11 protein-coding genes are annotated in these 12,420 nt (G+C 65.0%); 6 read left to right on the forward strand and 5 right to left on the reverse strand.

Annotation, left to right across the window (positions count from 1 at the left end; genetic code table 11):
• The first annotated feature begins 30 nt into the window (after positions 1-30).
• Complete coding sequence (locus B5X78_RS14230) at positions 31-924, forward strand: DMT family transporter (protein WP_176140918.1); 894 nt, start codon at positions 31-33, stop codon at positions 922-924.
• On the opposite strand, the gene B5X78_RS14235 is transcribed toward B5X78_RS14230, so the two are convergent.
• The 3 genes from B5X78_RS14235 to B5X78_RS14245 form a co-directional block, all read right to left on the reverse strand.
• Positions 906-2,321, reverse strand: a complete 1,416-nt coding sequence (locus B5X78_RS14235) for a DUF2867 domain-containing protein (protein ID WP_079725168.1) — start codon at positions 2,319-2,321, stop codon at positions 906-908. The genes B5X78_RS14230 and B5X78_RS14235 overlap by 19 nt on opposite strands.
• 43 nt (positions 2,322-2,364) lie before the next feature.
• On the reverse strand, positions 2,365-2,697 hold the full coding sequence (locus B5X78_RS14240; RefSeq protein WP_079725169.1) for a metalloregulator ArsR/SmtB family transcription factor: 333 nt from the start codon (positions 2,695-2,697) through the stop codon (positions 2,365-2,367).
• A gap of 95 nt (positions 2,698-2,792) precedes the next feature.
• A complete protein-coding gene (locus B5X78_RS14245) occupies positions 2,793-3,701 on the reverse strand; it encodes a peptidylprolyl isomerase (RefSeq protein WP_425478747.1) in 909 nt (302 codons plus the stop codon).
• A 183-nt stretch (positions 3,702-3,884) separates the two neighbouring features.
• Between B5X78_RS14245 and B5X78_RS14250 the strand changes: the two genes are divergently transcribed.
• The 3 genes from B5X78_RS14250 (at position 3,885) to B5X78_RS14260 (ending at position 6,351) form a co-directional block, all read left to right on the forward strand.
• Complete coding sequence (locus B5X78_RS14250; RefSeq protein WP_079725171.1) at positions 3,885-4,250, forward strand: PadR family transcriptional regulator; 366 nt, start codon at positions 3,885-3,887, stop codon at positions 4,248-4,250.
• On the forward strand, positions 4,247-5,164 hold the full coding sequence (locus B5X78_RS14255; protein WP_079725172.1) for a sensor domain-containing protein: 918 nt from the start codon (positions 4,247-4,249) through the stop codon (positions 5,162-5,164). Before B5X78_RS14250 ends, B5X78_RS14255 begins: the two co-directional genes overlap by 4 nt.
• A gap of 149 nt (positions 5,165-5,313) precedes the next feature.
• Complete coding sequence (locus tag B5X78_RS14260; protein ID WP_079725173.1) at positions 5,314-6,351, forward strand: NAD(P)-dependent alcohol dehydrogenase; 1,038 nt, start codon at positions 5,314-5,316, stop codon at positions 6,349-6,351.
• Positions 6,352-6,419: 68 nt separating this feature from the next.
• Here the strand turns inward: B5X78_RS14260 and B5X78_RS14265 are convergent, their stop codons facing one another.
• Together B5X78_RS14265 and B5X78_RS14270 are read right to left on the reverse strand one after the other, a co-directional pair.
• Complete coding sequence (locus B5X78_RS14265) at positions 6,420-7,670, reverse strand: polyhydroxyalkanoate depolymerase (protein WP_079726204.1); 1,251 nt, start codon at positions 7,668-7,670, stop codon at positions 6,420-6,422.
• A gap of 84 nt (positions 7,671-7,754) precedes the next feature.
• Positions 7,755-8,360 carry a class I SAM-dependent DNA methyltransferase gene (locus B5X78_RS14270; protein WP_079725174.1) on the reverse strand — a complete coding sequence of 202 codons (606 nt, stop codon included), beginning with the start codon at positions 8,358-8,360 and terminating at the stop codon, positions 7,755-7,757.
• Between the two features lie 86 nt (positions 8,361-8,446).
• On the opposite strand from B5X78_RS14270, the gene B5X78_RS14275 reads away from it, so the two are divergent.
• Both B5X78_RS14275 and B5X78_RS14280 read left to right on the forward strand, forming a co-directional pair.
• Positions 8,447-8,920 carry a CopD family protein gene (locus B5X78_RS14275; RefSeq protein ID WP_079726205.1) on the forward strand — a complete coding sequence of 158 codons (474 nt, stop codon included), beginning with the start codon at positions 8,447-8,449 and terminating at the stop codon, positions 8,918-8,920.
• Between the two features lie 354 nt (positions 8,921-9,274).
• The gene (locus tag B5X78_RS14280; RefSeq protein ID WP_176140876.1) at positions 9,275-12,379 is read left to right on the forward strand and encodes a S8 family serine peptidase; all 3,105 of its coding nucleotides are present in this window, start codon (positions 9,275-9,277) and stop codon (positions 12,377-12,379) included.
• Positions 12,380-12,420: the final 41 nt, after the last annotated feature.

The following is a 12,420-nucleotide window of genomic DNA, read 5'->3' on the forward strand; positions in this document are numbered from 1 at the left end:
AGGCGCACGGCAATGGCAAGCAGCGACGGCGTGGCGGCACAAACCCTGGCCAACCCGAGTACTCCCATGACCCGCGACTGGCGCACGCCGCTGGAGCTGCTGGTGCTGGGCGCCATCTGGGGCAGCTCATTCCTGTTCATGCGTATCGCCGCCAAGCCGTTCGGCGCGTTCGCCCTGGTCGACATCCGACTGGCGCTGGGCGCGATCATCCTGCTGCCGTTCCTGTGGCGCGACCGCGCTTACATCAGCCGCGCCATGTGGCCCAAGCTGGCGATCATCGGCGTGATCAACTCGGCCATTCCGTTCCTGTTGTTCGCCTGGGCGGCGCAACGCTCACCCGCGGCCATCGGCGCGATCTGCAACGCGATGACGGTGTTGTTCGCTGCGTTGATTGGCTTTCTGTTCTTCGGCGAGAAGATCGGCACACGTCGCGCCATCGCCCTGCTGGTCGGCTTTGCCGGCGTGGTGCTGCTGGCCACCAGCAAGGCCGGTGGCCTGAGCGTGGGCATGGCGGTGGTGGCCGGTTCGACCGCAGCGTTGCTGTATGGCGTCGGCGTCAATCTGGTGCGTCGCCATCTCGCTGGCATTCCGCCTGCCGCCGCCGCTGCCGCCACGCTGAGTTGCTCGGCGTTGGTGCTGGCGCCGTTCGCCGCGACGCACTGGCCGGACCACCCGATTGCACCGGTGGCGTGGGGCAGTGCGATCGCCATCGGCATCGTCTGCACCGGCTACGCCTTCCTGCTGTACTACCGCTTGATCCAGCGCATCGGCCCGGCGCGCGCCGCCACCGTCACCTATCTGGTGCCGCTGTTCGGCGCGGCATTCGCGTGGATGTTCCTGGGTGAGCCGGTGACGCCGGCGATGCTGGGGGCGGGTGTGTTGATTCTGGGGAGTGTGGCGTTTAGTCAGCGCAAGGCGGGCTGAATCCCGTCGCTTGGCTTTGCCGTCGCCGTGGCCGGTTCGCCCAGCGCGAACTCGGCCGCGTGCCGCAACATGCTGGGAGAGATGTAGCGGCGGTGCGCGGCCGCGATGGTCGCCATGTAGCAGCGGCCAAACAGGTTCGTGCACTGCACGCGGGTGCCGAGGCTTATCTCGATGCGGCCATTGTCCAGCAACTGCACGCCGACGCAGGAACGGAACCGCAGATGGCGGTCGTCGGCACCCAGAATCACCTGGGCACGCCGTCCATCGGCATCAATCTTCTGGACGAGGACTGGATAGCGGCCCAGGAAGAGACTGTCGCGCTGGTCCGAAAGCAACGATGACACCGGACATCCCAACGGCGACGTGCGCAGGCGCAAAGGCCGCACCAGTACGTTGCGCAGACGCATCAACCAGGTGACGCCGGCAGGCCGCTGCTGCAGGAAACCGTCCAGCACCTGCGCCAACCAGTCTTCCGCGTTGCGCCGCGTCGGGACCGCTTGAGTGAGGACGAAGCTGTCATCGTGGTGATGCGCGGGCAGTTCGCCCGCCAGTAGCGAATCGGCGGGCGTGGCGGGCATCGCCTGTACGGGTATGCGGCGCGCGCTGATGAAACCGCCGGCGTGCCGGCACAAACCGATCCACGCCCGCAGCCGCCCGCTGGCGGCGCGCGCGTGCGCGCACAGCGCGGCGATGGCGCTGTCTGCTGGGGCTTCCAGCGACAGTGAAATGGTCGGCGTCATCGCATCATCGGCGGAGCGCGAGGCGGCCACACGGGCCACTACCTCGGGCAACAACTCGGTCAAGGACGCCAGGTTGGCCGTGCCTGCCGCGACCTGTTGTCGCTCGCTGTCTGTCAGCGGTCCACCGAGCTCGTTGGTGTGGCAGGACAGCGCGAAGAACACGGGATGCCGCGACGACGTCCGCAGTGGCGCGAACTGATGCCAGGCGCCGTCGCCAAAGCGCACGGTGAACAAGCAATCAGCCGGCAGCCTTACCTGGCGCAGCGCGTGCAGGAAATGGCGGGGGTCGGCGGCCAGTTGCGCATCGGACGCGGTGGAAAAACGCAGCAGCGCGCCGCCGCTGCCTGTGATGGCGGTGAACACGCGATGCCCGGCGTGGCGATGGAAGGGATGGCCATGGGCGCCGACTGCGAACGAGTACAACGCGGTGGCATCGCCCTTCTCGATGTCCGGAGCGCCGATGCGCACGGAGGGTTCGTCGAGCTCATCGATGAACCCGAGATGGCCACGTTGGCGATCGCCCGCATCGGCAATCAGGCGATCGCCTGCGCCATGTCCCAGTTGGGCGACCAGCACCACTTCCACCGGCAGTCCGCCGCAGTAGGACGGCAAGCGCGCGCTGGGAAAACCACTGACCCGTTCCGTATTGCGTGACATGGCAAGCCTCGCTGCAAAAGGAAATGTGGTGTGTGTTGGAAACTCAGCGCGCCGGACCGGGCTTCTTCTTCGCGCCAGCCAGCTGTCTGGCCTCGCGCTTTAGCGGTCCGGCGGTTGGACAGATTTCAAAGGCGAATCCGGTCAGTGTGTTGACCAGGCTGTCCGGGACCAGGCGGTAGAAAACGAATTGGCCGCGCCGTTCGCTGCTGACCAGGCCAGCATTTTCCAGCACGGAAAGATGGCGCGAGATTGCCGGTGCGCTCATCTCGAAACGTTTGCCGATGTCGCCCGCAGTCAGTTCCTGCGCCGACAGGTAGGCCAGGATTTCCCGGCGAGGGCGCGAGGCAAGGGCTTCGAAGACTTGATCGATGGCCATGGAACTAAAGAGTTAACGGATTAGTTAAATATCTAATTCATTGGCTGGCTTGTCAAGGGCCCGAATGAAGAAGGCGCCTCGCGGCGCCTCCAGGTTCACTTCTTCGGCGACCGCACCGGCAACGGCACATTGCACACATCGATATGGCCGGCCGGGCGCACGTACCACGGGTCGCGACGATTGCGGCGTGCTTCGGTGGCATCGGTGAAGCTGCGCGAATCGGTGCGCAGCAGTTCCAGCGGCGTGCGTTCGGCTTCGGGCACGTCGCTGGCCAGGCGGATGGCGCGAATCGGGGTGTAGTCGGCCTTGTCGGCATACATGCCCATCGGTTCCGGGCCGCGCTTGAGCACGCTCAACAATTCCATGCCCTTGACCACGCGGCCGACCACGGTGATGTTGCGATCCAGTTGACGAGGTGACTGCCCAATCACCACGTACAACTCGGTGGCGTTGCTGCTGTCGGCGGCGGTATCGCGACCCGCGCCCAAGGTGGCGTAGCAATGCGCCATCCAGGCCTGGCCGGTCTTCGGGTCACGGGCGGCAGGGAAGCCATCGACAAAGCCCACCTGCGGCGCCCAGCCGTCGCTGTCCGGCAGCACGTCGAACTTCAAATCATCGGCCTTACGCTCGAACTCGGCGGGCAGCTTGGGCTTGGCGCTGCCCATCGACTTGCGCTGGCTTTCCTCTTCGGTGGGGTCGCCGAACTGCACCACCCAGTTGTCCTGCGAGCGGTAGATCGACAGGCCGTTCCAGAAGCCCTCATGCGCCAGCGTGCGGATGTTGCCTACGTGCTCCGGCGCAAAGGCCGGCGCCAGTTCGATGATCACGCGTCCGCTTTCCAGCTCGAGGTAAAGCGTGTTGGCCGGATCCAACCGGCGCCAGTCCTGGGCCGGCGAGGCCTCCAGGATTTCCTGCGCGCTGCGGTATTTGCTCTTCTGCGGCTCGGCCGCGTGGGCCGGCAAGGTGGCAAAGGCCAGGGCGGAGGCGAGCAGGGCGAGGCGCAGGGTCATGGGCGGTCCGGTCCGGTGGCGTGTGAAGGCGTCGATTCTACGCAGAGTCCCGGTGGCGCTGTCTCCCTTTGCCGGGGCCGCAGCGGGCCGTGGGCAGAAGTAGCCATGACTACCTGCACATTCGCTATACCCAAGTTCGCACTAGTGTTGTCTCCAAGCTAGTCAAGGAGGCGCGCCATGGTCGATGTGGATGCCCAATTGAAGAAGTTCCAGAAAGAGCTCAGCGCCGGTACGGTCTCGCTGGCCCTGCTGGCGGTGCTGGCCCGGGCCGGGGAACCGCTGTACGGCTACCTGATCGCCAAGCAGTTGGAGCGGGTCGGGGAGGGCGTGCTCAGTGGCAAGCAAAGCGCGCTTTACCCGGTGCTGCGCAACCTGGAAGGCGGGGCCCTGCTGGAGAGTTTCGTCGAACCCTCGGTCTCGGGTCCGCCGCGCCGCTATTACCGTATTACCGAGGCAGGGCGGCAGACCCTGCAGACGTGGGCGGCCGCCTGGCGCGCCACCCGCGATTCCGTTGATTCCGTCCTGACGGGGATAACCGCATGAACATCGAATCCGCTCCGCGTCTTCCCACCACCATCCCCGAGTACCTGGAACAGCTGCGCGCCGCATTGGCGGGTTCGGACCCGGCGCTGATCCAGGACGCGCTCTACGACGCCGAGGAATACCTGCGCTCGGAACTGTCCGAACAGGCCGGCAAGAGCGAGGCCGAAGTGATCGCATCGGTGGCCGGCAGTTACGGCGCGCCGGCCGAGGTGGCCGATATCTATCGCGACACCGAAGTGACGGTGACCCGCGCCCTGAAGCCGCCGGCGCCGCCCAAGCGCGAATCGTTGATCGGCCGCTTCTTCGGCGTGGCCGCTGATTCGCGCACCTACGGCGCGCTGTTCTACATGCTGCTGTCGTTGGCTACCGGCACGTTCTACTTCACCTGGGTGGTGACCGGCGCGAGCCTGTCGGCCGGCCTGATGATTCTGATCGTCGGCATCCCGCTGCTGATGCTGTTCCTGGCTTCGGTGCGCCTGCTGTCGTTGGTGGAAGGCCGCATCGTCGAGGTGCTGCTGGGCGAACGCATGCCGCGTCGTCCGCTGTACACGCAGCGCGACAAGCCGTGGATGACCCGCATCGGCGAGATGTTCACCGACCGCCGCACCTGGACGGCCATGCTGTACTTCTTGTTGATGATGCCGTTGGGCACCGCGTATTTCAGTGTCGCGGTCACCTTGTTGAGCCTGGCCCTGGGTCTGGCCGCCGCCCCGCTGGCGCTGTTCCTGCCGCACTCCTGGGACATCAACTTCGGCTTCTGGTCGGTGGGCGATCCCGGCATGTACTTCGCGGTGCCGCTGCTGTTCGTGATTGGCGTGTTGCTGCTGTTCGCCACCATGCATCTGGCCCGTGGCATCGGCAAAATCCACGGTTGGTTGGCCAAGCAGTTGCTGGTGAGCAATCCGGTGGTGTAACCGAACCGGCACACCTGTCCGCCACCAGGAAAGCCCCGCGCAAGCGGGGCTTTTTCTTTCCAGTGCGGCGCCGTGGCGTGCTGCCTGCGCCTTCACCCTGATGTAACCAGTCGGGCGGATCCTGACGCTTCCTCCCGTGGAGCGGCGCCATGAAGATGAAAGCGGTGCGATTCATCCAGACGGGCAAGCCGGCGGAAGTGGTTGACCTGCCCAAGCCCACGCCGGGCCCCGGCCAGGTGCTGCTGAAGATCGCCGGTGCAGGCGTCTGTCATTCGGATCTGCACATCCTCGATGAGCCGCTGGGTTTGTCGGGTCCGTTCACCCTCGGCCACGAGAATGCAGGCCATGTCGCCGCGCTGGGACAAGGTGTCGAGGGGTGGAAGGAAGGCGACGCCGTCGCCGTGTACGGTCCCTGGGGTTGTGGCCGCTGCCACACCTGCCAGACCTCGGCGGAAAACTACTGCGAGAACCACGCGCTGCTGGGCACCATGGGCGGTGGATTGGGATCCGATGGCGGCATGGCGGAATACATGCTGGTGCCGTCGGCGCGCCAACTCGTGCCGCTGGGCAAGCTGGATCCGGTGACCGCTGCGCCGTTGAGTGACGCCGCGCTCACCCCCTACCACGCCATCAAGACCGCACTGCCGATGCTGACGCCGGACGCGAGCGTGCTGGTCATCGGCATCGGCGGCCTGGGTCACATGGCCGTGCAGCTGCTCAAGGCGCTCACGCCGGCCACCTTGATCGCCGGCGATATCGATGATTCCAAGCTGGCGCATGCGCGTCACCTGGGCGTGGCGCATACGTTCAACACCCGTGACGGCGACGCGGCACTCGAAGGGATAAAGCAGCTGGTCGGCCCGCGTGGTGTCACCGTGGTGCTGGATTTCGTCGGTGCACAGGCCACCGTGGATCTGGGCGCGCAGGTGGTCGGGCGCAACAGTCGTCTGAGCGTGGTCGGACTGGGCGGCGGCGTGGTGCATCACGCCGCCAATCGGCCGCCGTACGGGTGTCAAGTCACCGTCCCGTACTGGGGCTCGCGCACCGAGCTGATGGAAGTGATCGCGCTGGCCGAGGCCGGGCGGATCCAGGTGGACGTGCAGTCGCATCCGCTGGAGCAGGCGGTGCAGGTGTACCAGTGGCTGCGCGAAGGCAAAGTGCGCGGGCGTGCGGTGCTGACGCCCTGAGGTGTTCGCCCTATGAAAAAAGCCCCGCGCGAGCGGGGCTTTTCTTGTCTGCGCTGGCCGGCGTTGAATCAGCCCGCCGCCTTGGCGATGAAATCCCGCACCTGCGGATACACCTTGTCGCGCCAGCGACGGCCGCTGAAGATGCCGTAATGGCCGGCGCCTTCCACGGTGATGTGCTGCTGGTGATCCGGGGCGATGCCGGTGCACAGGTCATGCGCGGCAGCGGTCTGGCCCAAACCGGAGATGTCGTCCAGTTCGCCTTCGATGGTGAGCAGGGCGGTGTCGGTGATCGCCGCCGGATTCACCAGCTCGCCGTTGACCTTCCACTTGCCGCGCGGCAGCAGGAATTCCTGGAAGACCACGCGGATCGTGTCGAGGTAGTACTCGGCCGGCATGTCGAGCACGGCGTTGTACTCGTCGTAGAAGCGACGATGCGAATCCGCATCCTGCAGATCGCCCTTGACCAGGTTGGCGTAGAAATCCCAGTGCGACATGAAGTGGCGGCTGGGGTTCATCGCGATGAAGCCGGCGTGCTGCAGGAAGCCGGGATACACCGCACGGCCGTGGCCCGGATACGGCGAGGGCACGGAGTGGATGACGTTGTTCTCGAACCACGACAGCGGATTGCGCGTGGCCAGGCCGTTGACTTCGGTGGGGCTGCGACGCGCATCGATCGGCCCGCCCATCATCACCAATGAGCGCGGCGTGTCTTCGCCGCGGCCGGCCATCAGCGAGACCGCGGCCAGCACCGGCACGGTGGGCTGGCACACGCTGATCACGTTGAGATTCTTGGCGCCGATATGGCGGATGAACTCCTCCACATAGCCGATGTAGTCATCCAGGCTGAAGGCGCCCGCTTCCTGCGGCACCATCCGCGCATCGACCCAGTCGGTCACGTAGACCTTGTGGTCGCGCAGCAGCGTGCGCACGGTATCGCGCAGCAGGGTGGCGTGGTGGCCGGACAGCGGCGCCACCACCAGCACGACCGGATCATCCTTGAGCGCGACGATGTTGTCGGCGTCGTCCGTATAGCGCTTGAAACGCAGCAGGCGGCAGAACGGCTTCTTGATGATTTCCTGTTCCACCACCGGCACCGTCAGTCCGTTGACTTCCACTTCGTGGATGTCCCAGGCCGGCTTTTCGTAGTCCTTGCCAATGCGATAGATCAGCTCGTTGCTGGCGGCGATGCGCTCGGCGCCGGGCAGGTTGGACAGCCAGCTGCCCTGCGCGGAAAAGATGCGGGCATTGGCTTCGGCCATGTACGCCAGCGGCGCCATCCAGGCGCGGCCCAGCTCATGCCATTGATACAGAAGGGTCATACGGTCAGGATCCGGGGCCAGAGCGGCCATCTGCTGCGGCGCAGCATACCGCATGCCGGGTGAGCCCGGAATTCGCCTGTTCAGCTAGCCCGCGGCTAACTCCAGCGCCGCCGCATCGGCCACCAGCGCTGGCGCCAGCCAGCAATGCGAACCCAATCCGCGCAATCCCTGCTGCTGGAACTGCTCCCGGTACCAGTTGGCTTTGCGCGGCTGGAAGCCTTCGTGGTCGCCTTCGTACTCGTCCTCGCGGGCGAAGGTTTCCAGGAAGGCCACGCCGCCGCACAGCTCGGCCAGGCCGACCAGGCCGCGCTTGAGCTCGCGCGTGGGCACGTAATGCAGCACGTCCGAACAGATCAGCAGATCCACTGGTGCGCACGGCCGCAGATATTCAAAGTCGCCGAACTGGGCGAAGTGCAGATTGCGTAGGCGACCAAACCGGCGCACGGCGTATTCGCTGCTGTCGAAGCCCAGATACTGCAAGCGTGGACGCAACTTGAGCAGCGGCGCACGCCAGGCGCCTTCGCCGCAGCCGATGTCGAGCACGCTGCGAATGGGGCGTTCCAGGTGGTATTCGGCGGTGGCAACGGTCAAGGCCACCTTGCGCGCGAGTCGCTGCGGCCCACCGATATCGCCTTCGCGATACCAGCGACGGAAGTAGCCGGCGTCGTAGATTTTTTCGGGCGGGCTCATGGCGGCGGGCGCGAGGGCAAGGGCGCCTATTGTTCACGCGGATCGCCTGCGCGGGAAGGCCGGCGTTGCTGGCGGTGATCGCGACGATGCGGGAGAATCCGCGCTTTACGATCATCGGAGCCCGCCACGTGGACAAGGCCAGCCTGTATCCCTGGATCAAGACCCTGCATATCGTCTTCGTCATCGCCTGGATGGCGACGGTGTTCTATCTGCCGCGCATCCTGGTCAACCTGGCTGAAACCACCGGCCAGACCGATGTGCAGGCGCGTTTGATCCTGATGGGGCGGAAGCTTTATCGCTTTGGCCACAACATGTTTGGCCTGGCGGTGCTCTTTGGTGGCTGGCTGGTCTTTTCGTATCACCTGTGGGGCGGTTGGCTGCACGCCAAGCTGACCCTGGTGGCGTTGGTGCTGGTGCACTTCATCCTGTCAGGGCGTTGGTTGAAGGGCGTGGAGAAGGGCAAGCCGTTGCCTTCTTCGTTCACCCTGCGGCTGTTCAATGAGGGGCCGGTGCTGGTGTTGATCGCGATTGTCTGGCTGGTGTTGGCCAAGCCTTTCTGACCTGCAGGGGGGGGCGGTCATCGATTCAGTCGCCGCGTCTGCGCAGATGCAGGCGAGCGCGCAGGCGCCTGGACCGCTTGCGGTCAGTTAGTTGATGATCAATCAACTTCGATTCATGCGAAAAACAAGCGCAGCCGGGCCTGCTTTCGTGGAAGCAGAGCAAAATAGGCTGAAATCGTTTCAACGGTCGGATCACATTGCGGACTTGATCGGGTCGATGCGCGGAACTTAGCGTGCGCGCCCCGATAGTTCAGTCCCCCCATGTTGACCTGCAAGACCGCACTGATTCCTTCCTGCCGCTTGGCATTCGCTCCATTCCGTAATTGCCTTTCGCAGGCCGTCTTGGCTGCGTTGATGTGCGTGCCCGCACTGGCGGCGGCGCAAAGCCAGTACGAGGATCCCGGGCAGTCGGGAAATCCCGAAAGCTGGCACACGGATGAATTCAACAAGGACTGGGGTCTGGCCGCCATCGGCGCCGACCACGCGTACGCACGGGGATTGAGTGGCAAGGGCATCAAGACCGCGGTTCACGATGACGGCGTGGCCCATTGGCACAGTGAGTTCGCCAACAGATTGGACACGATTACCTTCGCCGATCCCGGCTGCCCATCGCGTGCGCACATTGCCGGCCCCGGTGCATGCTTCTACGCCGATGGCACGGTCAGTTACGCGTTTACCGACAATTACGACCAGAATCAGATTGATCACCTGCGCCGATTGGCCGAGCAGGGGAAGATCACACCGGAAAAGCTGAAGTACTACGAGAGCCTGCCCGGCTTCCGCTACGCCGAGCACGGCACGCATGTGGCGGGGACGATTGGCGCCGCGCGTGACGGCTCGGGGATGCATGGCGTCGCGTTCGCGGCGGACATGGTTTCGGCCAACTTCCTCAGCGATACCTATCGAAATTTCCAGGCGGCAATGAATTGGCCCGGCGCGGTCCGTTACGCGCGCGCGCCGGGGCTGTCGGCATTGCGCAGCCTTTACGACCAAATGGCCGAGCGCGAGGTCAGGGCCATCAACAACTCCTGGGGTCCCGGCCGCGACTTCAAGACGGAAGCAGAACTGGACGCCTTCGGCGAGAATGCTTTTGTCCAGGAGGCGACAGCCATTTACGGCGCTGCCGCCATCGACAATGACCTGATCCAGGTGTTCGCCGCCGGCAACCAATCCGGCACTCTGGCGAGTTACTGGGCCACGTTGCCGCGTTATCTGCCCGAAGCGGAGCCCTATTGGCTCAGCGTGGTCAATCTGTCTCAGGATCTGACCCGTAGCGCCGGTTCAAGTATTTGCGGCCTCAGCAAGGACTGGTGCATTTCCGCCCCCGGCACCGATATTTATTCAGCGATACCCGCCGGCCAGATCAGCGGCGAAGTAGTACGCGACGACCATGGTGCAGTGTTGGGCTTGCAGGTGGATGAGGCCGAACAAACCAGCAGCTACGGCGTCAAGACCGGCACCTCCATGGCGGCACCCCACGTGACTGGCGGTTTGGCACTGTTGATGGAGCGTTTTCCCTACATGACCAGCGCGCAGGTGCGCGATGTACTCCTGACCACGGCCAGGGATTTGGGCGCGCCCGGCGTTGACGAGGTGTTTGGTTGGGGGTTGATGGATTTGAAGAAGGCCATCGACGGCCCCGGCTTGCTGCGCGTGGATACGGACGTCGCTCTCTCACGCCCTGCGGGGGGCGCGAAAGTATGGCAAGGCGAGGCGTGGGACGACTGGCGCAATGACATTGCTGGCAATGGCCAGTTGACCAAGCGTGGTGAAGGCTGGTTGCGGTTGAGCGGCGACAACACGTTTGCCGGCATAGTGCTCAAGCAGGGCGTACTGGAGTTGACCGGCGCCAACACGCTTGATGCGGCGGTGACCGTGGAAGGCGGCGTCCTGCTGCTGGATGGCAAGTTGATCAATACCGACTTGACGCTTCGCGAAGGCAGGGCGCAGGTGCAGGGCGAGATCCGGGGTGGTCGGACCCACGTAGGCGCTCAGGCCCTGTTGAGCGGCACGGGCCGCTTGGCGCAGGCGCAAGTGGCGGGCACCATCGCGCCGGGTGACAACGGCATTGGCACTTTGCATGTGCAGGGCGACTACGAACAACTAGCCGGCTCCACCTATCAGGTGGACCTGGGCGAGCAGAACTCTGATCGGCTGGTGGTCGCCGGACAGGCCCGCCTGCAAGGCGGAGAGGTGCAGGCCACGCCGGTCGAGGCGACGCTGGGCGATCACTATCGGATCCTGGATGCGGGCGACGTGCAAGGGCAGTTTGCAGGCGTGCAGGGCGCGACGGGTTCACCCTTCCTGAAAATGGGGTTGAGCTACTCGGCCAAGGCGGTGGACCTGAGCGTGCAGCGTGGCCTGGCCCTGGCCAGCGTGGCGAGTAGCGACAACCAGCTCGCCACCGCCACGGCGGCGGACCAGTTGCCTGAGAGCAGTGACCTGGCGCGAACCTTGACCCGCCTGACGCCGATGCAAGTGGTGTCTTCGCTGGACCAGATCAACGGCGAGTCCTACGCCAGTCTGCAGGCATCCCTGCTCATGCAGGGCCAGCACCTCAACGAAAGCAGCGCGCAGCGCCTGCGCATGCAGCAGAGCGCATTCGCCCTGCAACGCGATGCGGACAAGCGCAACGGTTCCTGGGTGGAGATGAATCAGGCGGCCAGCCGATTCGCCGCCGATGGCAATGCGGCCGCCGTCCGTTCGCAGGCCAGTCTGTTGAGCATCGGCTATGACCGGTACTTGGGTGGAAGATGGATGGTGGGCGTGAACGGCGCGATGGGACGCGGTGAGCAGAACATCAGCGAGCGCAGCGCGCGTTCCACCTTCGACAGCCGCAATCTGGGGCTCTACGCAGGCAAACGCTGGGATGCCTTTGCGCTGAGAGCGGGTGTATCGGTTTCGCAGCATCACGTGGATGCGGAGCGCCGCAGCAGTCTGGGCAGCGAGCTGCAGACTCCGCACGCGCAGGTCCGCCAAACGGGCCAACAGGCGTATTTAGAAGGCGGGTATCGGTTCGACCTCGGATCCCGCGCACAGCTGCAGCCCTTCTTGCAGTGGTCGCAGGTGCGAGTCCGACACGGCGCGTTCGCGGAGTCGGGGGGCAGCTCGGCGCTGCAGGTCGCCGCGCAACGCAGCGTGGTGGATTACAGCACTGTCGGGCTCGACCTGGCAACGTCACTGGCGGCGGCTGGCGGCGAAGACTGGCTGAGCTTCGGTGGCACGCTGGCGTATCGACACGCGACGGGCGACCTGACGCCACTGACCAGCGCGCGCTGGCAGGGTGGCGAACTCTTTGCCGTGCGCGGTACGAGCATCGGTCCGCACGCAACCCTGTTCGACCTGCATCTGGGCGCGCGGCTGAGCCGTAACAGCCTGCTGGAATTTGGCTACAACGGTGCCCATGGCTGGAATGGTTGGGACCACGCGCTCAATGCGCGCTTTTCGGTGGCCTTCTGACGTTGGAGCGCATCCACGCCGGCTGCGGCGTGAATGCGCTG

Source organism: Pseudoxanthomonas indica (genome assembly GCF_900167565.1).
GTDB classification, from domain to species: Bacteria; Pseudomonadota; Gammaproteobacteria; order Xanthomonadales; family Xanthomonadaceae; genus Pseudoxanthomonas_A; species Pseudoxanthomonas_A indica.

What these genes read in the sequence shown, in the direction of transcription:
- B5X78_RS14240 (WP_079725169.1), bottom strand. Translation starts at nt 2,697, where the DNA reads ATGGCCATCGATCAAGTCTTCGAAGCCCTTGCCTCGCGCCCTCGCCGG.
- B5X78_RS14270 (WP_079725174.1), bottom strand. Translation starts at nt 8,360, where the DNA reads ATGAGCCCGCCCGAAAAAATCTACGACGCCGGCTACTTCCGTCGCTGG.
- B5X78_RS14250 (WP_079725171.1), top strand. Translation starts at nt 3,885, where the DNA reads ATGGTCGATGTGGATGCCCAATTGAAGAAGTTCCAGAAAGAGCTCAGC.
- B5X78_RS14275 (WP_079726205.1), top strand. Translation starts at nt 8,447, where the DNA reads ATGCGGGAGAATCCGCGCTTTACGATCATCGGAGCCCGCCACGTGGAC.
- B5X78_RS14235 (WP_079725168.1), bottom strand. Translation starts at nt 2,321, where the DNA reads ATGTCACGCAATACGGAACGGGTCAGTGGTTTTCCCAGCGCGCGCTTG.
- B5X78_RS14280 (WP_176140876.1), top strand. Translation starts at nt 9,275, where the DNA reads ATGTGCGTGCCCGCACTGGCGGCGGCGCAAAGCCAGTACGAGGATCCC.
- B5X78_RS14265 (WP_079726204.1), bottom strand. Translation starts at nt 7,670, where the DNA reads ATGACCCTTCTGTATCAATGGCATGAGCTGGGCCGCGCCTGGATGGCG.
- B5X78_RS14255 (WP_079725172.1), top strand. Translation starts at nt 4,247, where the DNA reads ATGAACATCGAATCCGCTCCGCGTCTTCCCACCACCATCCCCGAGTAC.
- B5X78_RS14260 (WP_079725173.1), top strand. Translation starts at nt 5,314, where the DNA reads ATGAAGATGAAAGCGGTGCGATTCATCCAGACGGGCAAGCCGGCGGAA.